This is a genomic window from Vulcanococcus limneticus LL (genome assembly GCF_002252705.1).
GTDB lineage: Bacteria > Cyanobacteriota > Cyanobacteriia > PCC-6307 > Cyanobiaceae > Vulcanococcus > Vulcanococcus limneticus.
Genome location: NZ_NQLA01000003.1, coordinates 141,965 through 165,395 on the forward strand (window position 1 = coordinate 141,965; position 23,431 = coordinate 165,395).

A 23,431-nucleotide genomic window follows, 5' to 3' on the forward strand; every position below is an offset into this window, starting at 1 on the left:
TCCTGGAGACGGCGGACGCCATCAGCTGCCCGCGGGCTTGATCACCCGCACGGCACTGGCCCTCAGCCGGCCGGTCTTGGTGGTGCCAGGGGACTTCTTGGCTGCGGGCTTTGCGGCAGCGGCCCGGGTGCCGGTCGTCTTGGCCGCCGCCGTCTTCGCGGAGGAGCCGGCCGTTGACGCCTTGCTGGCGGCCGTCTTGCGCCCCTTGCCCTTGCCACTGGAGGCCTTGGCGGCCAGCAGCTCCACCGCCTGCTCCAGGGTGATCGTGTCGGCGGTGGCGCCCTCCGGCAGCGAGGCGTTGACCTTGCCCTGCTTCACATACAGCCCGTAGGGGCCATCGAACAGCTGGATCGCCTCGCCATCCCCCTCGGGGGTGCCCAGGTCCTTGAGGGCGGTGCGGCCGCCGCGGCCCTTTTTGGGCGTGGCCAACAGCTCCAGGGCCCGGCTCAGGCCCACCACCAGCACGTCGTCCTCGGCCTTGAGGGAGCGGTAGTCCTTCTCGCCCTTGCCCTTGTGGTGCACCACGTAGGGGCCGAAGCGACCCAGGCCGGCCTCCACCTTGCCGCCGTCGGGGTGCTCGCCCAGGTGCCGCGGCAGCCGCAGCAGGCCCAGGGCATCCTCCAGGCTGAGGTCTTCCGGCTTGACGCCCTTGGGCAGGGAGGCGCGCTTGGGCTTGGGGTTGTCGTCGCTCACCTGGCCACGCTGCACGTAGGGGCCGTACTGGCCGAACAGCAGATACACCAGATCGCCCGTTTCCGGGTCTTCCCCCAGGGATTCGGGCCCCTCGGCCTTCTGCTTGAGGATCAGCTCCGCCTTCTCCGCATCGAGGTCGGCCGGGGTGATCTCCTGAGGCAGGGTGGCCTTGAGCAGTTCCTCGGTGCCGTCGTCGGCAACGCGCTTGGTTTCGAGATAGGCGCCGAAGCGGCCGATGCGGACCACGCAGGGCAGCCCTTCCAGCTCGATCGTGCGCGAGGCGGTGGGGTCGATGTCGCCCTCGCGCTGCTGCACCTGGGTTTCCAGCCCCTGCTCGCCCTTGTAGAAGCTCTCCAGATAGGGCAGCCACGACACCTTGCCGTGGGAGATCTCATCGAGGGTGTTCTCCATCCGGGCGGTGAAGCTGGTATCCACCAGGTCCGGGAAGTGCTCCTCCAGCAGGGCCGTCACGGCGAAGGCCGTGAAGCTGGGGGTGAGGGCGTTGTTCGCCAGGGTGGCGTAGCCCCGGTCCACGATCGTGCCGATGATCGAGGCGTAGGTGGAGGGGCGGCCGATGCCCTCCTTCTCCAGCATCTTCACCAGGGCCGCCTCGCTGTAGCGGGCCGGCGGCTGGGTCTGGTGGCCGAGGGCCTCCACCGCCTGACAGGCCGGACTGTCGCCCACCTTCAGGGAGGGCAGCAGCACCTCCTGGCCTTCCAGGGCGGCGTCGGGATCGTCGGAGCCCTCCACGTAGGCGCGGAAGAAGCCGGCGAAGTCGATGCGCTTGCCGGAGGCGCGGAAGCTGGCCGGGCCCAGGCTGCCGCCATCCACCTGCAGCTCCACCGCCAGCATCGTGAGCCGGGCATCGGCCATCTGGCTGGCCACGGTGCGCTTCCAGATCAGATCGTAGAGGGCCAGATCCTTCTCCTTGAGGCCCGTCTCATTGGGGGTGCGAAAGCTCTCGCCGGCGGGGCGGATGGCCTCGTGGGCCTCCTGGGCATTGCGGGCCTTGGTGGAAAACTGGCGCGGCGAGGGGCTCAGGTAGTCCTTGCCGTACTTCTCCGACACGCAGCTGCGGGCGGCGTTGATGGCCTGATCACTGAGGTGCACCGAGTCGGTGCGCATGTAGGTGATGAAGCCGCGCTCGTACAGCCCCTGGGCCGTGCGCATGGTCTCGCGGGCCGAGAGCCGCAGCTTGCGGTTGGCCTCCTGCTGCAGGGTGCTGGTGGTGAAGGGCGGCACCGGCTTGCGCACGGTGGGCTTCTCCTCCACCTCCGCCACCCGCCAGGCGGCGCCCTGCACCGCGGCCTGGAGCGTGCGGGCCTCGACCTCGCTCAGCAGCTTGACCTTGCTGCCGGCCTTGAGGGCGCCGGTGCTCTCATCGAAGTCGGCCCCGCCGGCGATGCGCTCGCCCTTGAGGTGGGTGAGCTTGGCCTCGAAGCCCGCGCCGGCCTGCTCCAGCCTGGCCTTGAGATCCCAGTAGCTGCCACTGCGGAAGGCGCGCCTGGCCCGCTCGCGCTGCACCAGCAGCCGCACCGCCACCGACTGAACCCGGCCGGCCGAGAGGCCCCAGGCCACCTTCTTCCACAGCAGCGGCGAGAGGGTGTAGCCCACCAGCCGGTCCAGGATCCGCCGGGTCTCCTGGGCATGGACCAGCTGCATGTCCAGCTCGCGGGTCTGCTCCAGGGCGCGGCCGATCGCCTCCTTGGTGATCTCGTGAAACACCATCCGCTTCACCGGCACCTTGGGGGCCAGCAGCTGCAGCAGGTGCCAGCTGATCGATTCCCCCTCCCGGTCTTCGTCAGTGGCCAACAGCAGCTGGTCAGCGCCCTTGAGGGCGTCCTTGAGTTCCTTCACCACCTTTTTCTTGTCCTTCGGCACCACGTAGAGAGGCTCGAAGTTGTTGGCGGTGTTGACGCCCAGATTCGCCCACTTCTCGCCCTTGTGGGCCGCTGGGATCTCGCTGGCGTTGTTCGGCAGGTCGCGCACGTGCCCCATCGAGGCTTCCACCTTGAAGTCCCTCGGAAGGAAGCCGCGGATGGTGCGGGCCTTCGTGGGGCTCTCGACGATGACCAGCGTGTGCGCCACAGGCAGGCGGAAAACCGGTTCCCTCTTTATCGCACCGTGCGCCCGATCGGGCGAGGGTGGCCGCCTGGGACCGGGTCCGAGCCGCCGCGCCAGTCCGACCAATCCGCCCCGGCAGCGCAGCTACAGTCCGCAGCGACGGGCGATCTCCCCAAGCCGTGATGACCCTGGCAGCCGCCGCAGACCCCAGCACCGCGGTGAACGCCATCACCTCGCTGCAGCTCAACGCCGGCGCCATTGCCCCCGAGGCGGCGGTGCTGATCGCGATGGTGGCCTGCCTGCTGGTGGACCTGGCCGGTGAAAAGGCCGCCAGCCGCTGGGTTCCGCCCCTCTGCTACGGCGGCCTGGGCGGTGCCCTGGTGCTGCTGGCGCTGCAGTGGAACGCCAACCCGCTGGAGCCCTCGTTCCTCGGCTCCTTCCTCGCCGACAACCTCGCGATCGCCTTCCGAGCCGTGGTGGCCGCCTCCACGCTGCTGTCACTGCTGATCAGCTGGCGCTACGTGGAGCAGAGCGGCACGCCGGTGGGCGAATACGCCGCGATCCTGCTGGCCGCCACCCTCGGCGCGATGTTCCTGTGTGGCTCCACCGATCTGGTGAGCATCTTCGTGTCGCTCGAGACCCTCTCGGTGGCCAGCTACCTGCTCTCGGGCTACATGAAGCGCGACGCGCGCAGCTCCGAGGCCGCCCTCAAATACCTGCTGGTGGGCTCCGCAGCAGCCGCCGTGTTCCTCTACGGCGCCTCGCTGCTCTACGGCCTTACCGGTGGCGCCACCAGCCTGGAGGCCGTGGGCCTGGCGCTGCAGACCAGCACCACCCCTGTGGCGGCCCTGGCCCTGGTGTTCGTGCTGGCCACCGTGGCCTTCAAAATCGCCGCCGTGCCCTTCCACCAGTGGACGCCGGACGTCTATGAGGGCTCGCCCACACCGGTGGTGGCCTTCCTCTCGGTGGGCTCCAAGGCGGCGGGCTTCGCCCTGGCCCTGCGGATCCTCGTGGGCTGCTTCGAGGGCTTCGAGACCCAGTGGAAGCTGCTGTTCACCGTGCTGGCGATCCTCAGCATGGTGCTGGGCAACGTGGTGGCCCTGGCCCAGACCTCGATGAAGCGGATGCTGGCCTACAGCTCCATCGGCCAGGCAGGCTTCGTGATGATCGGCCTGGTGTGCGGCACCGAGGACGGCTACGCCGCGATGGTTCTCTACATGGCGGCCTACCTGTTCATGAACCTGGGGGCCTTCGCCTGCATCATCCTGTTCTCGCTGCGCACCGGCAGCGATCGCATCAGTGATTACGCCGGCCTCTACCAGAAGGATCCCCTGATCACCCTGGGCCTCAGCCTGTGCCTGCTGTCCCTGGGGGGCATCCCGCCGATGCTGGGCTTCTTTGGCAAGATCTATCTGTTCTTTGCCGGCTGGGCCGATCACCAATACCTGCTGGTTGTCGTCGGCCTGGTGACATCTGTGGTGTCGATCTACTACTACATCTCGGTGATCAAGATGATGGTGGTGAAGGAACCTCAGGAGGCCTCGGATGTGGTGAAGGCCTACCCCACGCCCAGCTGGAACATCGCCGGCCTGCAGCCCCTGCGCACCGCCCTGATCACCTGCGTGGTGGTGACCGCCGTGGGCGGCATCCTCTCCAACCCCCTCTTCAACTGGGCCAGCGGGACCGTCGCCGGCACGCCGATGCTGCAGAAGGTGCTCGCCGCAAGCGCCGCCCTGCCGGTCGGATGAGCGCAACACGGAGCACAAAACGGAGCGCCACATCCGGCTCATCCCCACGCCCAACGCCATGAGCGAACCGGTTGCGGTTCTTGAGCACGTGCGCAAGACCTACGGCAGCGGCGACACCGAGGTCGTGGCTCTCGACAACCTCTGCCTGAGCGTGCGCCGAGGCGAATACCTGGCCGTGATGGGCACCTCTGGCTCGGGCAAGAGCACGGCCATGAACATCCTGGGCTGCCTGGATCGCCCCAGCAGCGGCCACTACCGGCTCAACGGCACGGCCGTGGAGCTGCTCAGCGACGACGAGCTGGCCGATTTACGCAACCAGGAGCTGGGCTTCGTGTTCCAGCAGTTCCATCTGCTGCCGGAACTCTCGGCCCTGGAGAACGTGATGCTGCCGATGATCTACGCCGGGGTGTCGCTGGAGCAGCGGCGTGAGCGGGCCACCGCGGCCCTGCAGAGGGTGGGCCTGGGCCAGCGGCTGCAGAACAAGCCCAACCAGCTATCCGGCGGCCAGCAGCAGCGGGTGGCCGTAGCGCGGGCGATCATCAACCAGCCCAACCTGCTGCTGGCCGACGAACCCACCGGAGCCCTCGACTCCAGCACCACCAAGGAGGTGCTGGATCTGTTCGATGAACTGCACCACTCCGGCATGACCGTGCTGCTGGTGACCCACGAACACGACGTGGCCGACCGGGCCCAACGGGTGGTGCAGTTCCAGGACGGCCACATCATCGGCGACCGGCCCGGCAAGGCCGCCCCGCTGAACTGAGCCCAGCGGAGCTGGGTCAGCCCGCCTTGGCGGTGGCCGCCGGCCTGGGGCGCTCCAGGCTCTGCAACAGCTGGCCCATCAGCAGTGCCACCGCATCGGAGCCGGCCACGCCCTTGCCGGGATCCAGCTCTCCCGGATCCATCGCCACCCAGCCCCCGTCGGCGGGCTGGCGCAGCTCGAAGTGCAGGTGGGGCCCGGTGCTGAGGCCCGTGCTGCCCACCCGGCCGATCACTTCGCCCTGGCGCACCCGGGCGCCCTCCTGCACGTAGAGCTCGGAGAGGTGGCCGTAGAGCGTGCGGCGCAGGGGGTGCTGGTGCTCGATCTCGATCGCCAGGCCGTATCCCCCGGCCAGGCCGCTGCTCACGACCCGACCACCGAGGGCCGCCACAACCGGCGTGCCCTCGGGAGCCGCCAGGTCCCGACCGGCGTGCATCAGCCAGCTGCCGAGCACCGGATGCAGGCGCCAGCCGAAGTTGCTGGTGGTGAGGGCCGAGCCGATCACCGGGAACAGCAGCTGGCGGTTGCCGTTGCCCAGGATCGGAGCCGGCCGCGGCGTCACCCGGAACACCGAGGCCAGGCTGAAGTTGCCGCCGCTGCCGGCCAGCAGGGCCGACACGGGCACCGTGATTGGCGGCAGGGGCATGCCATCGGCGCCGATCCGGGCACCCCCGAGCAGCGCCTCGCCGTCGCGCCCGTCGGCGCTGCCGGCGCGACCGCGCCAGCGCAGGGCCAGGCCGGAGCGGCATTCCTGGCTGGATAGGGCACCGCTGCTGCACGCCTGCCGCTGGGCCAGGGCCTCGATCGGGCTGAGGGCCGAGCCGTTGCGAATGCGAGCCCGCTCGCCGGGGGTGACGATCCCCTGGCGCACCAGCTCATCGAGCGACTGGTCGAAGCGGCGCGGCGGTGGTGTGCCGCCGAGCTGGTCGAGGTTGGGGCGCAGCGGCGGCCGTTCCATCGCGGCCGGCGGCACCACCAGCGGACCCTGGCCGGCAGGGCTGGGGGAACCGGAGCCAGGGGATGAGGAGCCGGGGCCCGGCGGCGCAGGAGCCGGCAGGGCAGGAGCCGGTGGGGGCGCCAGGGACGGGGCGGGAGGGGCCGCAGGTGGCGAGGCCCCCTCCAGCTGGGCCCAGGCCAGGCCGCCCCCCAGGAGCGGCGGGATCCCCAGCAACAGGGTCAGCAGGCGGGGGCGTGGCACCGGGGCAGGCAGGCAATGGATGGGGCCAACTCTAGAAATGCCGGTGCAGGGCGTCCCGACGCTCTCCCAGCCCCAGGACCAGGCTGCCATCGGCGTTGAGGCCCAGCACCTGCCACAGCTCGCCGCGGTGGCGCACCGGCTCGGGCGGCAGCCATAGCCGCTGCTGGGCCTGCCGGCGCACCAGCTCCGGCTCGCCCGCCGCGGCCACCGCCCACTCCAGGGCCCGCAGCACCCGCGCCGCCAGGCGCTCCGGCCGCGCCTGGGGATGGTGCCGCCGGCTGGCCCCTGGCGTAGGCCTTCGAGAGGCCAGGGCCTCCGCCAGGCTGATGCCTTCGGGCGGCACCCGGTTGCAGCCGTTGATCCCCAGGCCCACCTGGGCCCCGAGGATCCGCTCCCCTCGCCAGCGCAGCCGTGGCAGCACCCCGGCAAGCTTGCGGCCCTCCAGCAGCAGGTCGTTGGGCCACTTGATCTGGGGCCGCAGGCCCAGTGGCTCCAGCTGCAGAGCCAGCCCCACGGCCACCGCCAGGGCCAGGGAGGCCGATCCCTGGAGCTGCCCGGGCCAGGGCAGCAGAGCACTGAGCCACACCCCCCCTGGCGGAGAACACCAGAGCCGCCCAGCCTGACCGTGGCCACGGGTCTGGCGGCGGGCGATCACGGCCAGGGGGGCCGGTGTGCTTTGGCGCACCAGCCGATCGAGCTCGGCTTCGGTGCTGGCACACACCGGGAGCCCGCAGAGACGCCAGGGCAGAACGGGCACCGCAAGCTCAGGGTCAAACCGGCGATGGGCCGCCGCGATGGCGCCGATCACCGAAGAATCCCGGCAGCCGCAGCGCCCGCAGACGCACGGGCAGTTCGGCACGCCGTCTCCACCATCTCCGCCCCGCTCACAGCCCCGCCAACCACTGCCCCATTCGCGCGGCACCGGCTTCCAGCTCGCTGGATGGATGAACCAGGGCCAGGCGGGCCCAGCCCTCGCCGGCGGCACCGAAGCCGTTGCCGGGGGTGAGACAGACGCCGCTGAGCTCCAGCAGCTGGGCGCAGGCGGCCTCCGAATCCAGGCCCCGGGCCGCCGCCGCCTCGGGCAACTGCAGCCAGAGGTAGAGGGCCATGGAGGGCAGGCGAACCGGCCAGCCCACGGCCTCCAGCGCGGCGGCCGTGCGGTCCCGGCGCTCGCGGTAGACGGCACGCAGCTGGGCCGGCCACTCCGGGGCCTGCTGCAGGGCCGCGATCGCGCCGGCCTGCAGCGCCAGCGACTGGTTGAAATCCACGACTCCCTTCACCTGGCGCAGGGCCGTGATCAGCCACTCGGCGCCGATGGCAAAGGCCAGGCGGTAGCCGCCCAGGCACCAGCTCTTGGAGAAGGAGAAGAACTCGATGCCGCACTCGCGCCAGTGGGGATGGCGCAGCAGGGCCGGCGCCTCGCCGTCAAGGGCCAGATCCACGTAGGGGTTGTCGTGGGCGAACACGACGCCATGGCGCAGGGCCCGTTCCGCCGCCCGATCCACCCAGGCCTGTTGGCCGGTGGTGGCGGTGGGGTTGTGGGGGAAGCCCAGCACCATCAGCTTGAGCTGATCCCACTCGGCGGGGCTGAGCTGGTCGAAATCGGGAGCGAACTCCTGCTCGGCGCTGAGGCGGAGGAAGCGGGGCTCGGCCGAGGCCAGATGCAGGCCGCCCAGGTGGGAGGGGTAATAGGGGTCGAGCAGCAAGGCACGATCGCCGGGATTGAGCAGGGCCAGGGGCAGGTGGGCCGTGCCCTCCTGGGACCCAACCAGCAGCAGCACCTCCCGCTCCGGATCCACGGCCGTGCCGAAACGCCGCTCGGCCCAGGCGGCGGCCGCCTGGCGGAAGGGCAGCGTGGCGCCGTGCAGGCAGTAGGAGGCGGCCTGCGGCAGGGCGAGGGCATCGCGGATCGCCTCAATCGCCACCGATGGCGGCTGCAGGTCAGTGGAGCCGAGTGAGAGATCCAGCAGGGGGGGCAGACCCCGCTCCAGGGCCGAGGCCTGGTAGGCCAGCTTGCGCTGGTCGTTGCGGGCGAAGACGCCGCTGCCAAGCCGGGCCGCCCGCTCCGAGAGCGGGACCACGGGACGCGACCGCTCGCCGGGCCGCGGCTCAGAGATGGGCATCCAGGAAAGCCTGCAACTGGGGCTTCGCCATGGCGCCCTCGTGGCGGGCCACTTCCTGGCCAGCGCGGAACAGGATCAGGGTGGGCAGGCCCTGGATGCGGTAGGTATCGCGGCTGGTGGGATTGGGATCGGCCTCCAGCTTGCCCACCTTGAGCCGACCGTCGTACTCGGTGGCGGCCCAGTTCATCAGCGGCGCCATCAGCCGGCAGGGGCCGCACCAGTTGGCCCACACGTCCACCAGCACAGGCGTGGCCACCACGAGCACCTCGGCTTGGAAGTTGGCGTCGGTGAGCTCGGCGACGGTCACGGGGGTCTCAAGTGCTGGGACCCATTGTATGAAGTAGCCCCGGGCACACGGGGGCCATAGCCCCTGACCATGCGGCGGCGCGGGTCAGAGCCGGTGGGCAGGCCTCAGAGCTTGTCGATCGAGCGCTTGAGCTGCTCCAGATCGGCATCCACCTCGGCCACCTTCACGGGCTCCAGCTGGGGCAGAGGCCCATCGGGCGCCGGCAGGGCGGTGGGAGCCTGGCCGCCGGAGAGGCGGGTCTTGAGGGCGGCGAGCTCGTCATCCACGTCGTTGCCGCCCTGCAGGGCCGCGAACTGGCTCTCCAGATCGGCTCCGGCAAGCTCGGCGGCCGCCTGGCTGCGGGCCTCGAGCACCTGCACCTTCTCCTCCATCTGCTCGAAGGCAGCCATGGCGTTGTTGGTGCCCAGGCCGTTGACGGCGCTCTGCAGCTGCTCCTGGGCCTGGGCCGCCTGGGCCCGGGCCTTGAGCATGTCCTTCTTGGTCTTGGCCTCGGCGATCTTGCCCTCCAGGCCCACCAGGCTCTTCTTGAGCTGCTCCACCTGGCCCGCCTGGCTCTGCAGCTGGGTGTTGAGGGTGGTGGCGGTGTCCTGGTAGGTCTTGCGGCGGCTGAGGGCCTCGCGGGCCAGGTCCTCCTCGCCCTTCTTGAGGGCCAGCTCGGCCCGCTCGTACCAGGTCTTGGACTGGGCCTCGGCCTGTTCGGCCTGGTTCTGGATCCGCTTCTGGCTGGCGATGGCGGTGGCCACGGCCTGGCGCAGCTTCACCAGGTCGGACTGCATGTCCGCCACGGACTGATCCAGGATCTTGCCGGGATCCTCCACCGAACTGAGGGCGGCGTTCGCGTTGGCCCGAAGCAGACGGCTGAGCCGATCAAAGAAGCCCATGGATCAGGGATGGGGCGATGACTGAGCGTAGCCAGATCGGCGCAGACCGGGCCAGCGGGAAAGCCGCACCCCATTCCGGCCTGGTTCCCCGCCCGTAACCTTGGATCCGGCCCAAGCCAGGCACCGCCCCATGGCCATCGCCCCCCGCAACCAGAGCCGGCGCCAGGGGGCGGTGACCGTGCTGCTGCCGCCACCGCGACCACCGGCCACGGGCCTGGCCACCTGCCTGCAGCAGCTCCAGGCCGAGTGGCGGCAGGAGGGCAGCCTGGCGGCCCTGTGGCAAGCCTGGCCGCGCATCGCCGGCCCCCAGCTGGCGCCCCACTGCCGGCCCCTGCAGCTGCGGGGCGGCCGGCTCACGGTGGGGGCCAGCCATCCCCAGTGGCTCCAGGCCCTGCGCTTCAACAGACACCAGCTGCTGGGCGCCCTGCGGGGGGCGGGATTCCGCGTCAAGGAGCTCAGCTTCCAGCAGCATTACCCCGCTGGCACCCCCAGCAGCGGCGCCGAGCAGGAAGAGGCCGTCTGGGCCGCCCATCCCAGCCGGGTGGATGTGCATGGCATGGCCGCCTGCCCCGCCTGCGGCCGGCCGGCACCCACGGGGGAGATGGCCCGCTGGGGTCACTGCAGCTTCTGCCAGCGGGCCGCGATGGATGCGGGGGTGACCATGGGCACACCGAGCGGGGCCGGGGGCTAGCCCGCAGCTGATCGGTAGCGACCCTGATCGGTAGCGACCCTGATCTGTTGCGAGCCTGATCTGTGGCGACGCTGTCCGCGAGTCTGCCTGTCGGGCTCGGCTCAGTAGCGCTCCGGCCGCGGCAGCTGCCAGTCCGGCGCCGGCACGCCGGCCTGGCGCAACTCCGCCGCCCGGCGCTGCAGCCGCAGGCGCTCCACGCGCCAGAGCTGGTAGAGCCCCTCGCTGCCGAGCCGCTCATGGGGCAGGCCGCGCCAGTGGGGCAGCTGGGCCGTGCCCTGGTCGATCACCACCAGCACGCTGGAGCCGGCCAATGCCGGCGTGGGAGTCTGGCCGCGGCGCCGCTCGCGGGCCAGGCGGTCGTTGAGATTGAGCAGGCCCACTGGGTCGATGCCCTCGTAGAGCACCACCTGACGGGTGTAGTAGTGCAGCGAGGGCTTGAGGATGCCCACCATCGCCAGGGGCTCGGCCGGCCGGCGCTGGGCCAGCACCGCCGCCGCCATGCGGCGCACCGGAAGCTGGCGCACCCGATCGCCGAGCCGTGTCATCGGCTGTAGGGCCACCACGGCGAACAGCAGTAGCGGCGCCTGCAGCGCCACCAGCCAGGCACCGCGCCCATGGGTCCGCCCCAGGGGGGAGCCCAGCACCACCCCCAGGAGCAGCGCCAGCGCGAAGCAGGCCGCCGCCCGCAGCACCAGGCCGCTGGCCAGCAGCTCCGCCGGCAGGGTGGGCATCTCCGGATCGCGAATCAGGGGGATCCACAGCGGCGAGGCCGCCAGACCAGCGGCCAGCACCGCCACCAGCACCAGGGTGCCGCCCATCACCCCCCAGCGTTCCCAGCGCTGCCGGGCCATGGCAGGGACCTGCAGGGCCAGATCCTGGCCGGCCAGGGCGATCAGAACCCCGGCGGCGGGGGTGGCGGGGATCCAGTAGCTGGGCAGCTTGGTGGCCGCCAGGGTGAAGAAGCCCAGCACCGCCAGCAGCCAGCAACCGGCGAACAGCCGCAGCGAGCGCGCCGGATCGAGAGGCCCCCGTTGCCGGAAGGCCGCCAGCAGGCCGGCCAGCAGCAGCGGCGTGAACGGCAGGCTCGCCACCACCAGCACCGGGCCGAAGAACCACCAGGGCTGCAGGTGGTGATTCACCACCGCCGTGAAGCGCTGCAGGTTGTGGTACCCGAAGAAACTGTCCCAGAACGGCTGGCCCTCCACCAGCAGCTCGAGCCCGTACCAGGGCAGGGCCACAGCCGCGGTGACCGCCAGCCCCGCCAGGGGTTGCAGCCGCTGACGCAGCAGCGCCAGCTGGCCGCTGCGCCAGGCGAACAGGGCCAGGGTGAGGGCCGCCAGCACCACGGCCACCGGGCCCTTGGCCAGCACCGCCAGGCCCAGCACCAGCCAGCCCGGCCACCACGGCCCGGCCCCCCGGCCCTCGGCGCCACTGGCGGCAAAGCGGCGCCAGAACAACAGCAGGGCCAGGGCGAGGCAACCGCTGAACAGGGCGTCGCTCACGGCGATGCGGCTCCAGAGCAGGACCAGCGGCGAGAGGGCGAAGGCCAGGGCCGCCGCGAGGGCCGTGAGCCCGCGCTGGCGCTCGCCCGGCAGGATCGAGCCGCTGGGCTGGGGCCAGCGCCAGAGGGTGGCGGCCAGGGCCAGCATCACCGCCAGGCTCGAGAGCGCGGAGGGCAGCCGCGCCGCCCAGGTGCCCAGGGGGTTCCACTGCGCCTGGCCCGGCAGCAGGTAGCCCAGCCCCATCAGCCAATACACCAGGGGCGGCTTGTCGTAGCGGGGCAGGCCGTTGACCCTCGGCGTCAGCCAGTCGCCGGTCTCGGCCATCGCCCGGGCGGCGGCGGCGAACAGGGGTGGGGTCTCATCCACCAGGCCGGTAGCGCCGAGGTCCAGAAGGAACAGCAGCACCCCGCAGCCGGCCACCAGCAGCAGCAGCAGACCCCTCCCCCCACCCTTTGGGAGGAAGGCGCCGCGATGGAGCTGCCGGGCCGGCGTGGGTCGCTCAGGAGACACGGCGCACGGCGGGGCTGGCCGACCCTATCGCCCGAGCCCGGAGCGCACCCAGGCCTCGATCCGCTCCGCAAAGGCCTGGCGCGAGGCCTGGCGCTCCACCCAGGCGCGGCAGGCACGCCGCTCGATTCCGCCCAGCTGGCCCACCGCCCCCGCCAGGGCGGCCACGTCGTCGGGCTCCACCAGCAGGCCCGTGACGCCGTGCTGCACCAGCTCACCAGGACCGCCGCGGCGATAGGCCAGCACCGGCACACCACAGGCCAGGGCTTCCACCACCACGTTGCCGTAGGCCTCGTTCCACTTGGGCGTGTTGAGCAGGGCCCGGCAGCGGCCCAGCTGGGCCTGGAGCTGGGCGGTGGGCAGGAAGCCGCGCCAGTCGAGGGTGCCGCTGGGCACCGAGGCCTCCACCGCCGCCGCGTAGGCCGGATCCTCCACCAGCCCCCAGACCGCCAGCCGCTCCCCCAGCTGGGCCGCCACCGCCGCCGCATCCTCCAGGCCCTTCTCCGGCGCCACCCGACCCACCCAGCCCAGCAGCGGCTCCGGTTCAGCCACAAAGTCGTAGGCCGCCAGGTCGAAGCCATTGCCCACCACCACCGGCGGCTGGGGCAGGGCGAAATCGGCAGCCTGGGCGTGGCTGTGGAAGGCCAGGCGCCGCTGGTCCCAACGGGCCACCTCGGCGATGGCCCCATCCATCACCGCCGCCACCGAACCCATGCTCACCAGGTGGAACAGGGGTGCGGCCGTGCTGGGGGTGAGCCAGAGGGGCAGCCAGTCGTAGGCCAGGTTGATCACCGCATCGAAGTCGGCGGCCGTCTCCAGGGCGCGGCGCCAGAGGCGAGGCAGCAGCCCGTCGGTGGGAATCTGCACGGCGGCCTCCCGCTGCATGTGCTGCCAGCTGGGCTGGTCGACGCCGGGGCAGGTCCTCAGGGCGGCGCCGGCGCAAGCGGCCGGCAGCTGCGAGCCTTCGGCCGCCAGCACCGTGAGTCGGTGGCCCCGCTCCAGCAGGCCCGCCACCAGCGAGGTGAGGGTGAGCTCCACGCCGCCGCCGCGGCCGCTGCCCAGGGCTCCCACCGGAGTGCTCACCACCAGGATGCGCAGGCGATCGCCGGGCTGGGCGGCGGTCGCCAGGGTTGTACCGCTCATGGCACCAGCTCCTGGGTCTCCGTGGCCAGGCGGCCGGCTGCTGGATCCCACAGCTGCTGGCGCCGGTTGATCAACAGCACCGACACCAGCGCCAGTGCCGCCCCCGCCCACTGCAGCGGCCGCAGCTGCTCGCCCAGCAGGACCATGCCGCAGAGCAGGGCAAACAGGGGGGTGAGGAAGGTGAGCGCCGTGAAGCTGGTGAGGTCGCCACTGCTGGCGAACCAGAAGAACAGCCCGTAGGCCAGGGCGCTGCCGAACAGGGCCGCATAGGCCATCAGGGCCCAATCCGTAGCGCTCCAGGCCGGCCAGAAGGCGGGCGCTGCCGGATCCAGCAGCGGCGCCGCGGCCGAGGCCAGCAGCAGGGGCAGGGCCCCCAGGGCCATGTGCCAGCCCGTGACCACCACCGGATCGCTGCGACGGCAGGCGTAGCGGCTCAGCACCGTGCCCACCGCCATCGCCAGGGCGGCGCCGAGCATCCACAGCTCGCCGTGGCTCCAGGCCCGCTCCCCCAGGGCCCGCGGCCCCTCCAGCCACCAGTGCTGCAGCACCGACCCCGGCAGGCCCAGACACAGGATGCCGAGCAGCCCCAGCAGCAGGCCCGTCCAACCCACCGGGTTGATCGCCTCGCCGAACAGGCTGCGGGCCAGCAGCGCCACCAGAAGCGGCTGGGAGTCGATCAACACCGAGCCGAGGCCGGCGCCGGTGCCCCCCAGGCCCTGGGCCAGCAGGCCCTGGAACAGGCTGGCGTCCACCAGGGCAAACAGCAGCAGCCAGGGCCGATCGGCCGGGTCCACCGCCAGGGAGCGGCCCAGCCCCACCGCCACCAGCAGCAACACCAGCCCCGCCGGCAGCAGCCGCAGCCAGGCCACCGTCAGCGGGCCGGCGCCATCGAGCAGCGGCCGCATCGCCGCCATCGCCGTGCCCCACAGCATGAAGGGCAATACCATCAGCAGCCAGCGCAGCGTCACCGGCTCCAGACGGTTCACGGTCACCTTTTTAAGATCCAGCCACTACACACTGCTTCGATGGCCTGGCCCTGGCGCCGCAAGTCACGCCGCAAACTGGCTCGGATCGCCATCGAGGGCCCGATTGCCGGCCCTACCCGCGAGCGGGTGCTCAAGGCGCTGCGGGAGGTGGAGGAGCGGGAGTTCCCTGCCCTGCTGCTGCGCATTGACAGTCCCGGCGGCACCGTGGGCGACAGTCAGGAGATCCACGCCGCGATCAAGCGGCTGCGCGCCAAGGGCTGCCGCGTGGTGGCCAGCTTCGGCAACATCTCCGCCTCCGGCGGCGTCTACGTGGGAGTGGCGGCCGAGCAGATCGTGGCCAACCCCGGGACCATCACCGGCTCGATCGGCGTGATCCTGCGGGGCAACAACCTCTCCAAGCTGCTGGAGCGGGTGGGGATCAGCTTCGAAACCGTGAAGAGCGGCCTCTACAAGGACATCCTCTCGCCGGATCGCGCCCTGACGGGCGATGAGCGGGAGCTGCTGCAGGGCCTGATCGACTCCAGCTACGGCCAGTTCGTGGCGGCCGTGGCCGAGGGGCGGGGCCTGGAGGAGGAGCAGGTGCGCGGCTTCGCCGATGGCCGCGTGTTCAGTGGCGCCCAGGCCCAGGAGCTTGGGCTGGTGGATGCCCTGGGGGATGAGGACACGGCCCGTCGCCTGGCGGCCCGCCTCGCCGATCTGGACGAGGAGAAGACCCTGCCGGTGACCTTCGGCAAGCCCCAGAAGCGGCTCGCCAACCTGATCCCGGGCCGCGCCCTGCTGGGCCGGCTGCAGGAGGCCCTCAACCTGGAGCTGGGCTGGAGCGGCCAACCCCTCTGGCTGTACCGGCCATGAGCAACGCCCTGCAGCTGCGCGCCCTGCGGGGTGCCACCACAGCCACCGCCAACAGCCACGCGGCCATCAGCGAAGCGGTGGCCGAATTGCTCGATGCCCTGGTGGAGCGCAACGGCCTGGAGGGTCCCCAGCTGCTGTCGGTGACCTTCTCGGTGACGGCGGACCTCGATGCCTGCTTCCCCGCGGCAATCGCCCGCCACCGCCACGGCTGGGACGGGGTGGCGCTGCTGGACTGCCAGCAGATGGCGGTGGCCGGCGACCTGCCTCGCTGCATCCGTCTGCTGGCCCACGCCTGGCTGGAGCCAGAGCGCCCCGTGCGCCACGCCTACCTGCGCGAGGCCGCCCGGCTGCGGCCCGACCTGGCCGCCCTCTAGGGCCGATCCAGTCGCATCCGGTCACAACTGCCAGCTCCGGCGCCGGCCCACGGTCCCGGCTGGCGCCGCCGCCCCCTATCGAGACTCACAGCTAAAGGCGCAGCGCCGGAACCAGCCCTCCTCCCCCACCATGACCCCACTCCTCCACCGCCTGCGCCAGCCCGCCGCCCTGGCGACCCTTGCCGCCTCCGGCCTCGGCGCGGCAGCCCTGGGCACCGGCCTGGCCCTGGCCCCCCTCACCGCCCCGGCCCCGGCGTCGGCCCAGGGCACCCCTGGCCTGATGGAGTTCCGCTGGGACAACACCAAGGACTACCGGCGGCTCTACTTCTTCATGAGCGACACCGGCCGGCTTGCCCGCTCGGACTACTACCTGATCCTGCGGCCCAAGGACCGCAAGACGGCCATCCTCAAGCTCACCGTGGGCATCCCCAAGACCTTCGACAGCAAGATCGAGGCCAAGCAGGTCAAGCTCTGCTACATGAGCGAGGGCGGCATGCTCTCACGCACCCGCTGCAAGCAGGACATTCCGGCAGTGGTGGAGGTGACGGGAGATGGCACCGCCATCGAAGTCTTCCCCAACACACCGGTGCCCGTGGGTGGAACCATCGGCGTGTACATGAGCATCTTCAACCCGTTCAACGCGGGCATGTATCAGTTCAACGCCCTGGCCCAGGCCCCCGGCGACGTGCCCATCTCGGGTTACCTGGGCAGCTGGCTGATCCAGATCGATCCCCCCAGCAACTGATGAGCCAGGTCCGGCCCCATCCGCCTGGCTGGTACGTTGGTCCATCGACATTGAACGCGCAGCAGAGCCGGAGCCATGACCAAACGGACCCTCGAAGGAACCAGCCGCAAGCGCAAGCGGGTCTCCGGTTTCCGGGTGCGCATGCGCAGCCACACCGGTCGTCGCGTGATCCGCACCCGCCGCAAGCGCGGCCGCGCCCGCCTGGCCGTCTGAGCCCGGCCTCGGGCCCGTTCGCGAGCCACGTCGTACCCGCCCATCCCCCCGCGTCCCCGCAGCCATGGTCCTTCCCCGGGAACATCGGTTGCGGGGACGCTTTGTGTTCGACCGCCTCTATCAGAAAGGCCGGCGCTTCCAGGGCACGCTGCTGGTGCTGCGCACCATGGCGGCGGAGCCCGGGCTGCTCAGGCCAGGTCTGCTCAGGCCCGGCAACCCCGACGGCCAGCCGCCCCGCTTCGCGGTGGTGGTGAGCAGCAAGGTGAGCAAGAAATCGGTGCGGCGCAACCAATTGCGGCGCCTGCTGCACGGCCAGCTGGTGGCCCTGGCCCGGATCGCCTGGAGCGGTGCCGACCAGTGGGTGCTGATCTCGCTCAAGCCCGGCAGCGCCGACGCGGACGACGGGGCACTGCTGGGAGAATGTGCGCAACTCCTGCAGAAGGCGGGCCTGAGCCAATGACCCCAGTTCCCTCCAGCACTCCGCTCGTCGCGCCTGGCGCCAGCATCAACGAGGACGTCTTCTACGAGGGCGGACCGGCCAGGGGCGATCTGCTCCTCAACCTGCTGTTCGGCCTCACCCTGATCGGTATCCCCTTCGCCGTGGGCGCGATCGTGCGGGCCCTGTGGCTGCGCTTCACGATCACCAGCCGCCGCGTCTCGGTGAGCGGGGGCTGGCTGGGGCGTGACCGCACCCAGGTGGTCTACAGCCAGATCCGTGAGGTGCGCTCCGTGCCCCGGGGCTTCGGCTTCTGGGGCGACATGGTGCTGGTGCTCAGCGACGGCATGAAGCTGGAGATGCGCGCCGTGCCCCGCTACCGGGAGGCGGAGGCCTTCATCCTCGAGCGCATGGACGCGGCCGCCAAGACGGCCGGCAGCGCCCCCAAGAGCGGCTTCGGCGCCGCCGCCTGATCGCAGCCAAGCCGTCCTGCCTGGCCCCAGGCCCAGCCCCGATCGGCCCCGTGCTCGGGCACACTGGCCGCCTATCCCCACCCCCCTGAGCTCCCCACGCCGTGATCGGCTACATCTCCGACAACCTGCTGCTCCCGATCCTCGACTTCTTCTACGGATTGGTGCCGAGCTACGGGCTGGCGATCATTGCCCTCACGGTGGTGATCCGGCTGGCCCTGTTCCCCCTGAGCGCCGGATCGATCCGCAGCGCCCGCCGCATGCGCATCGCCCAGCCGGTGATGCAGAAGCGCCAGGCCGAGATCAAGGCCAAGTTCGCCAACAACCCGGCCAAGCAGCAGGAAGAGCTGGGCGCCCTGATGAAGGAGTTCGGCAGCCCTCTGGCGGGCTGTCTGCCCCTGCTGGTGCAGATGCCGATCCTGTTCGCCCTGTTCGCCACCCTGCGGGGCTCACCGTTCGCCGATGTGCCCTACACCCTCAACCTGAAGGTGTTGCCGGCCGACCAGATCGCGACGGTGGAGGCCAAGCCCTTCAACAGCCCCAGCCACTCGATCTTCGTGACGGCCACCAGCCATGTGCCGGTGATCGCCAGCCTGGAGCAGGGCACCAAGCTCGGCGTGGGCGACCAGCAGAGCGTGACCCTGCACACCCGCGACGGCGCCAGCTTCGCCTCGGTGCTGGCGGACGTGCAGGACGGTGAGGCCTTCACCCCCAGCTGGAGCGTCACCAAGGGCGAGGGAGTGGTGAGCGTGGATGCCAATGGCACCATCACCGCCCTCGCCCCCGGCGATGCCGTGGTGGAGGCCAAGATCCCCGGCCTGGCGGCCCGCAGCGGCTTCCTGTTCATCAAGGCCCTGGGCCAGGTGGGCTTCTACACCGACGGCGCCGTCAACTGGGACATCGCCATCCTGGTTGCCGCCTTCGGCGCCAGCCTGTTCGCCTCCCAGATCCTCTCGGGCATGGGCATGCCCCCCAACCCGCAGCAGGCCACGGCCAACAAGATCACGCCGGTGATGATCACGGCGATGTTCCTGTTCTTCCCGCTGCCGGCCGGGGTGCTGCTCTACATGGTGGTGGCCAACATCTTCCAGGCGCTGCAGACCTTCCTGCTCACCCGCGAGGCCCTGCCCGACAACCTGCAGCAGATCCTCGACCAGCAGCTGTCCCAGCAGACCGTGGCCGCAACGGCCACCGGAGCCGGCAGCCAGCGCCTGCCCTTTGAGCCCAACAAGGGCAAGAAGTAACCCCTGGGCAGCCCCTGCCCAGGCTCCCCTCCCCGCTGCCATGGCCGACGACCTGCGCCCCGTGCCGATCCAGGAGCTGCGTCCCCTGGCCGAGGGACGGCGCTGGACGATCGACCAGCACCTGGGCGAACTCGAGAGCCTCACACCAGTGCGTGGGGAGCTTCAGGCCATCCATCGCGGCAACGTGCTGGAGGTGGCAGGCCTGGCCGAGACGATCGTGACCCTCTGCTGCGACCGCTGCCTGCAGCACTTCAACCACCCCCTGGCCTTCCGCACCAAGGAACTGCTCTGGCTCGGCGATGCCGCCCGCGACGCCGGCCTGAGCGAAGACGACGTGCTGGAGGCCGGAGCCCAGGTGCTCGATATCGAGGCCGACGCCCTCACCGAGAGCCTGGACCCCCGCGGCGACTTTGACCCCGCCCACTGGGCCTTCGAGCAGCTCAGCCTGCAGCTGCCCGTGGTCAACCGCTGCGGCCCCGAATGTCCCGGCCCCAACCTGCGGGGGAGCGGCCCCGGCGAGGCCATCGATCCCCGCTGGGCCGCCCTGAAGAACCTCACCCCCTGAGCCCCAAGCCATGAGCCAGGCCTGGGCCGACCACCTCGATCTGCTGATCCGCGCCCGCACGCCGATCCTCTGGATCCGCAGCCAGGAGGAGGAACGCATCGCCACCCTGCTGGCGGCCACTGCCCAGCGGCTGGGGAACCGCGCCCTGGCGCGCTGGGACTTCATCAGCGGCCTCAGCGGCCTGCCCAACCGCGAGGGAGAGGCGGCCCGCAACCCCCTGGCGGCCCTGGAGGCCCTGGCCCCCCTGGCGCCGGATCAGGCGGCCATCCTGGTGCTGCACGACTTCCACCGCTACGCCGACGACGGCAGCGTCTGCCGCAAGCTGCGCAACCTGGCGGCCTCCCTGCGCCAGCAGCCCCACACCCTGGTGATCACCGCCGCCGAGTGGCAGCTGCCGCGGGAGCTGGAGGAGTGCGTGACCGTGCTGGATCTGCCCCTGCCGGAACAGGAGGAGATTCGCGCTTTGCTGCAGGGCATCGCCCGGGCCTGCGGCCAGACCCTGGAGGGCGACCTGCTGGAGCGGCTCAGCCACAGCTGCAGCGGCCTGAGCGAGCAGCGCATCCGCCAGGTGGCGGCCAGGGGCCTGGCCCGCCGCGGCGCCCTGGGCGAGGGCGACCTCGCTGAGGTGCTGGAGGAGAAGCGCCAGGCCATCGCCCGCAGCGAGCTGCTGGAGTACTGCCCCAGCGAGGCCACGCCGGCGGACATCGGCGGCCTGGATGCCCTCAAGCGCTGGCTGGAGCAGCGCCAGCAGGCCTTCAGCGACGAGGCCCGCCGCTATGGCCTGCCCCTGCCCCGCGGCGTGCTGCTGGTGGGCCCCCAGGGCACCGGCAAGTCGCTCACGGCCCGGGCGATCGCCCACAGCTGGGAAATGCCGCTGCTGCGGCTGGATGTGGGCCGGCTGTTCGCTGGGCTGGTGGGGGCCTCGGAGGCCCGCACGCGGGAGATGATCCAGCGGGCCGAGGCGATGGCCCCCTGCGTGCTCTGGATCGACGAGATCGACAAGGGCTTCGGCAGCGCCGACGGCGGCCGCAGCGACGGCGGCACCAGCCAGCGGGTGCTGGCCAGCCTGCTCACCTGGATGGCCGAGAAGACCAGCGCCGTGTTCGTGGTGGCCACCGCCAACGGCGTGGAGAAACTGCCGCCGGAGCTGGTGCGCAAGGGCCGCTTCGACGAGATCTTCCTGCTGGATCTGCCCGAGGCCACCGAGCGTCGGGCGATCCTCGATCTGCAGCTGCGGCGCCGGCGGCCCGAGCACCGCCTGCCCCTGGAGGTGGTGGTGGACCGCACGGCCGGCTTCTCCGGCGCCGAGCTGGAGCAGGTGGTGATCGAGGCGATGCACCAGGCCTTCAGCGAACGGCGCGACTTCGGCGAGGCCGACCTGGTGGCGGCAGCCGCCCAGCTGGTGCCCCTGTCACGCACGGCTCGCGAACAGCTGGAGGCGCTGCAGCAGTGGGCCAGCAGCGGCCGGGCCAGGCCCGCCTCCAGCTGCAGCCACACCGGCAGCGGCACCAGTCCAGCGAGCTGAGGGGCCCCGCCCCTGCCGGGCGGGCGCGCTCCGCCTCCAGCCGAGCCGCGACCGGAACCGCCGGCACCCATGAAGCTCCGCAACCGGTCCCCATTGCGCCGGGTAACGAAGCCCAACGCCCCGTAACGAAGCCAGGGGCACCCCAGGGGCAGATCCCTTTGCCCTCCGTAGGTTCTGGCCAAACCGCAGGCCCCCCGTGGAAAGCCGTCCCGCCATCACCACCCAACTGGCCGTGGCCTGCCTCGGTGCCGGCGTGATCACCACCTTCGCGGTGGCCCAGGGCCAGAACCCCTTCACAGCCCTCGGCATCACCCTGTTCTCGGCCCTGGCTGCCGTGGCCGTGGGCCAGGTGCTCTGAGCGCGACCCACGCCCCCGTGCCGAATCCGGTTAGCCCGCTGCGGGAGCTGATGCCCGCCCTGGCGGGCAAGACCTACTTCAACTACGGCGGTCAGGGCCCGCTGCCCACGCCATCGCTTGAGGCGATCACAGCAAGCTGGCGCACCATCCAGGAGCTGGGCCCCTTCACCGGCGCGGTGTGGCCCTTCATCGAGCGGGAAACCAGCCGGGTGCGTCGGGCCCTCGCGGCCCTCTGCGGCGTGTCTCCCTCGCGGCTGGCCCTCACCGAGAACGTGAGCAGCGGTTGCCTGCTGCCCCTGTGGGGCCTGCCCTGGCAGCCGGGCGATGAACTCCTGATCGGCGACTGCGAGCATCCCGGCGTGGTGGCCGGTTGCCGCGAGCTGGCCCGGCGCCAGGGCCTGGAGCTGGCGGTGCTGCCCGTCCAGCAGCTCTGCCTCGGGACACCCGCTGCGGAGCTGGACGGGGCGGTCCTGGCGAGCCTGGAGCGCCGGCTCAGGCCGAACACCCGGCTGGTGGTGCTCTCGCACCTGCTCTGGAACACCGGATCGCTGATGCCGATCGCAGCGGTGGCCGAGCGGCTGGCCGCCCACCCCCGCCAGCCCTGGCTGCTGGTGGATGCGGCCCAGTCGCTGGGCAGCCTGCCGGTGTCGGAGGCCGCTGCCGCCGCCGACATCTACGCCTTCACCGGTCACAAATGGTGCTGCGGACCCGAAGGCCTGGGCGGAGTGGCCCTCTCCGAGCGGATCCTGGAGCAGGGCCAGCCCACCCTGATCGGCTGGCGCAGCCTGCGCAGCGAAACCGAGGCCACCAGCCCCTGGCACCGCGACGCGCGCCGCTTCGAGGTGGCCACCTCCTGCGTGCCCCTGGCCAGCGGCCTGGCCACCTCCCTGGAGCTGCTGGCGGCCGAGGGCAGCGAGGCCGAGCGGCTGGGGCGGATCCGTGCCGGTAGCGGGCGGCTGTGGGAGGGGCTGCAGGCACTGCCGGGAGTGCACACCCTGCTGGAAGAGCCCCCACCGGCCGGGCTGGTGAGCTTCCAGCTGGAGGGCCCGGGCCCCCAGGCGGTGGTCCAGGCCCTGGGGGAGCGGCAGATCTGGATCCGCAGCCTGGCCGATCCGACCTGCCTGAGGGCCTGCACCCACATCACCACGACTGACGCCGAAGTGGATCGGTTGCTGGAGGCCCTGGCCGATCTGGGCTGAACGCCGAATCGGTCGGAGCAGATCTGCTCGGATCAGATCTGCTCGGAGGGGATCACACCTTCCACTTCAAGCTCATGGGTGAGCAGGTTGCGGTACACCCAGCCAGCCAGCAGGGCGCCGGCGATCGGGGCCACCCAGAACAGCCACAGTTGCCCCAGGGCAGCACCGCCCACCCACACGGCCACGCCGGTGCTGCGGGCCGGGTTCACCGACGTGTTCGTCACGGGGATGCTGATCAGGTGGATCAGGGTGAGCGAGAGGCCGATCGGCACACCCGCGAATCCGCGTGGGGCCAGTTTGTCGGTGGCGCCGAGGATCACCAGCAGAAAGATGAAGGTGAGCACCACTTCGGTGATCAGGGCCGCCAGGAAGCCGTAGCCCCCGGGCGAGTGGGCCCCGAAGCCATTGGTGGCCAGCGGATTGCTGCCGGCGAGGGCGAAACCGTCACGGCCGCTGGCAATGGCCAGGATCACGCCGCCGGCCACCACGCCTCCAAGCACCTGGGCGACGATGTAGGGCAGCAGCTGGGAGCTGGGGAAGCGACCTCCCGCCCAGAGGCCAAAACTCACGGCCGGGTTGATGTGGGCCCCGGAGATGTGGCCGATGGCGTAGGCCGCGGTCAGCAGGGTGAGGCCGAAGGCCAGGGACACCCCCAGGAAGCCGAGGCCCAGCGGGTTGGCGGCGGCGGAGTCGTAGGGGAACACGGCAGCCAGCACGGCGCTGCCGGCACCGCCCAACACCAGCCAGAAGGTGCCGATCAGTTCAGCGAGAAATTTCTTGGAAATTGGTACAGCCTGAGCCATCCAAAAAGCCGATGCATGCTTACGGCCGGATTGTGGCCGCAGCG

The 23,431-nt window shown here is 71.3% G+C and carries 24 protein-coding genes; 14 read left to right on the forward strand and 10 right to left on the reverse strand.

The features are described from left to right. Positions 1 to 21: 21 nt before the first annotated feature. The gene (gene topA / locus CJZ98_RS02945) at positions 22 to 2,781 is read right to left on the reverse strand and encodes a type I DNA topoisomerase (RefSeq protein WP_094588161.1); all 2,760 of its coding nucleotides are present in this window, start codon (positions 2,779 to 2,781) and stop codon (positions 22 to 24) included. Positions 2,782 to 2,939: 158 nt separating this feature from the next. Here topA and CJZ98_RS02950 point away from each other — a divergent pair, with 158 nt between their 5' ends. Both CJZ98_RS02950 and CJZ98_RS02955 read left to right on the forward strand, forming a co-directional pair. Then, entirely contained in the window at positions 2,940 to 4,505 is a 1,566-nt protein-coding gene (locus tag CJZ98_RS02950) for an NAD(P)H-quinone oxidoreductase subunit N (protein WP_094588163.1), read from the forward strand. A gap of 58 nt (positions 4,506 to 4,563) precedes the next feature. Then, a complete protein-coding gene (locus tag CJZ98_RS02955) occupies positions 4,564 to 5,268 on the forward strand; it encodes an ABC transporter ATP-binding protein (RefSeq protein WP_094588165.1) in 705 nt (234 codons plus the stop codon). 16 nt (positions 5,269 to 5,284) lie between these two features. Here CJZ98_RS02955 and CJZ98_RS02960 read toward each other — a convergent pair whose 3' ends face one another. From CJZ98_RS02960 to CJZ98_RS02980, 5 genes are all read right to left on the reverse strand, one after another. Next, positions 5,285 to 6,223 carry a M23 family metallopeptidase gene (locus tag CJZ98_RS02960; protein WP_232756152.1) on the reverse strand — a complete coding sequence of 313 codons (939 nt, stop codon included), beginning with the start codon at positions 6,221 to 6,223 and terminating at the stop codon, positions 5,285 to 5,287. A 271-nt stretch (positions 6,224 to 6,494) separates the two neighbouring features. Continuing rightward, positions 6,495 to 7,271, reverse strand: coding sequence for a biotin--[acetyl-CoA-carboxylase] ligase (locus CJZ98_RS02965; RefSeq protein ID WP_094588169.1), 777 nt, complete (start codon positions 7,269 to 7,271; stop codon positions 6,495 to 6,497). Between the two features lie 76 nt (positions 7,272 to 7,347). After that, positions 7,348 to 8,586, reverse strand: coding sequence for an aminotransferase class I/II-fold pyridoxal phosphate-dependent enzyme (locus CJZ98_RS02970; protein ID WP_094588171.1), 1,239 nt, complete (start codon positions 8,584 to 8,586; stop codon positions 7,348 to 7,350). Continuing rightward, positions 8,573 to 8,893, reverse strand: coding sequence for a thioredoxin family protein (locus tag CJZ98_RS02975; protein WP_094588173.1), 321 nt, complete (start codon positions 8,891 to 8,893; stop codon positions 8,573 to 8,575). Before CJZ98_RS02975 ends, CJZ98_RS02970 begins: the two co-directional genes overlap by 14 nt. 104 nt (positions 8,894 to 8,997) lie before the next feature. Beyond that, the gene (locus CJZ98_RS02980; RefSeq protein WP_094588175.1) at positions 8,998 to 9,774 is read right to left on the reverse strand and encodes a PspA/IM30 family protein; all 777 of its coding nucleotides are present in this window, start codon (positions 9,772 to 9,774) and stop codon (positions 8,998 to 9,000) included. Positions 9,775 to 9,904: 130 nt separating this feature from the next. On the opposite strand from CJZ98_RS02980, the gene CJZ98_RS02985 reads away from it, so the two are divergent. Further along, on the forward strand, positions 9,905 to 10,465 hold the full coding sequence (locus CJZ98_RS02985) for a DUF721 domain-containing protein (RefSeq protein ID WP_094588177.1): 561 nt from the start codon (positions 9,905 to 9,907) through the stop codon (positions 10,463 to 10,465). A 101-nt stretch (positions 10,466 to 10,566) separates the two neighbouring features. On the opposite strand, the gene CJZ98_RS02990 is transcribed toward CJZ98_RS02985, so the two are convergent. From CJZ98_RS02990 to CJZ98_RS03000, 3 genes are all read right to left on the reverse strand, one after another. Further along, positions 10,567 to 12,399, reverse strand: a complete 1,833-nt coding sequence (locus CJZ98_RS02990; RefSeq protein ID WP_094588307.1) for a glycosyltransferase family 39 protein — start codon at positions 12,397 to 12,399, stop codon at positions 10,567 to 10,569. Between the two features lie 102 nt (positions 12,400 to 12,501). Continuing rightward, positions 12,502 to 13,617 carry a glycosyltransferase family 4 protein gene (locus tag CJZ98_RS02995; protein ID WP_094588179.1) on the reverse strand — a complete coding sequence of 372 codons (1,116 nt, stop codon included), beginning with the start codon at positions 13,615 to 13,617 and terminating at the stop codon, positions 12,502 to 12,504. After that, complete coding sequence (locus tag CJZ98_RS03000) at positions 13,614 to 14,564, reverse strand: DMT family transporter (RefSeq protein WP_094588309.1); 951 nt, start codon at positions 14,562 to 14,564, stop codon at positions 13,614 to 13,616. Before CJZ98_RS03000 ends, CJZ98_RS02995 begins: the two co-directional genes overlap by 4 nt. 78 nt (positions 14,565 to 14,642) lie before the next feature. Between CJZ98_RS03000 and sppA the strand changes: the two genes are divergently transcribed. The 11 genes from sppA (at position 14,643) to CJZ98_RS03050 (ending at position 22,584) form a co-directional block, all read left to right on the forward strand. After that, positions 14,643 to 15,455: a signal peptide peptidase SppA gene (sppA, locus tag CJZ98_RS03005; protein ID WP_094588181.1), complete on the forward strand. Its 813-nt coding sequence runs from the start codon at positions 14,643 to 14,645 to the stop codon at positions 15,453 to 15,455. After that, positions 15,452 to 15,829: a chorismate mutase gene (aroH, locus tag CJZ98_RS03010; RefSeq protein WP_094588183.1), complete on the forward strand. Its 378-nt coding sequence runs from the start codon at positions 15,452 to 15,454 to the stop codon at positions 15,827 to 15,829. The genes sppA and aroH overlap by 4 nt, the downstream gene beginning before the upstream one ends. Before the next feature lie 130 nt (positions 15,830 to 15,959). Further along, positions 15,960 to 16,574: a DUF2808 domain-containing protein gene (locus CJZ98_RS03015; protein ID WP_094588184.1), complete on the forward strand. Its 615-nt coding sequence runs from the start codon at positions 15,960 to 15,962 to the stop codon at positions 16,572 to 16,574. Between the two features lie 75 nt (positions 16,575 to 16,649). Then, on the forward strand, positions 16,650 to 16,787 hold the full coding sequence (rpmH, locus tag CJZ98_RS03020) for a 50S ribosomal protein L34 (protein WP_094588186.1): 138 nt from the start codon (positions 16,650 to 16,652) through the stop codon (positions 16,785 to 16,787). A gap of 64 nt (positions 16,788 to 16,851) precedes the next feature. Further along, positions 16,852 to 17,247 carry a ribonuclease P protein component gene (gene rnpA, locus CJZ98_RS03025; protein ID WP_094588188.1) on the forward strand — a complete coding sequence of 132 codons (396 nt, stop codon included), beginning with the start codon at positions 16,852 to 16,854 and terminating at the stop codon, positions 17,245 to 17,247. Then, entirely contained in the window at positions 17,244 to 17,696 is a 453-nt protein-coding gene (locus CJZ98_RS03030; RefSeq protein ID WP_094588190.1) for a PH domain-containing protein, read from the forward strand. Before rnpA ends, CJZ98_RS03030 begins: the two co-directional genes overlap by 4 nt. 101 nt (positions 17,697 to 17,797) lie before the next feature. Continuing rightward, complete coding sequence (gene yidC, locus CJZ98_RS03035; RefSeq protein WP_094588192.1) at positions 17,798 to 18,937, forward strand: membrane protein insertase YidC; 1,140 nt, start codon at positions 17,798 to 17,800, stop codon at positions 18,935 to 18,937. Between the two features lie 40 nt (positions 18,938 to 18,977). Then, on the forward strand, positions 18,978 to 19,502 hold the full coding sequence (locus CJZ98_RS03040; protein WP_094588194.1) for a YceD family protein: 525 nt from the start codon (positions 18,978 to 18,980) through the stop codon (positions 19,500 to 19,502). 10 nt (positions 19,503 to 19,512) lie between these two features. After that, on the forward strand, positions 19,513 to 21,027 hold the full coding sequence (locus CJZ98_RS03045; RefSeq protein ID WP_094588196.1) for an AAA family ATPase: 1,515 nt from the start codon (positions 19,513 to 19,515) through the stop codon (positions 21,025 to 21,027). A 196-nt stretch (positions 21,028 to 21,223) separates the two neighbouring features. Then, positions 21,224 to 21,385, forward strand: a complete 162-nt coding sequence (locus CJZ98_RS18715; RefSeq protein WP_198537446.1) for a hypothetical protein — start codon at positions 21,224 to 21,226, stop codon at positions 21,383 to 21,385. Positions 21,386 to 21,435: 50 nt separating this feature from the next. Then, a complete protein-coding gene (locus tag CJZ98_RS03050) occupies positions 21,436 to 22,584 on the forward strand; it encodes an aminotransferase class V-fold PLP-dependent enzyme (RefSeq protein WP_094588198.1) in 1,149 nt (382 codons plus the stop codon). 32 nt (positions 22,585 to 22,616) lie between these two features. On the opposite strand, the gene aqpZ is transcribed toward CJZ98_RS03050, so the two are convergent. Next, positions 22,617 to 23,387, reverse strand: coding sequence for an aquaporin Z (aqpZ, locus tag CJZ98_RS03055; RefSeq protein WP_094588200.1), 771 nt, complete (start codon positions 23,385 to 23,387; stop codon positions 22,617 to 22,619). Positions 23,388 to 23,431: the final 44 nt, after the last annotated feature.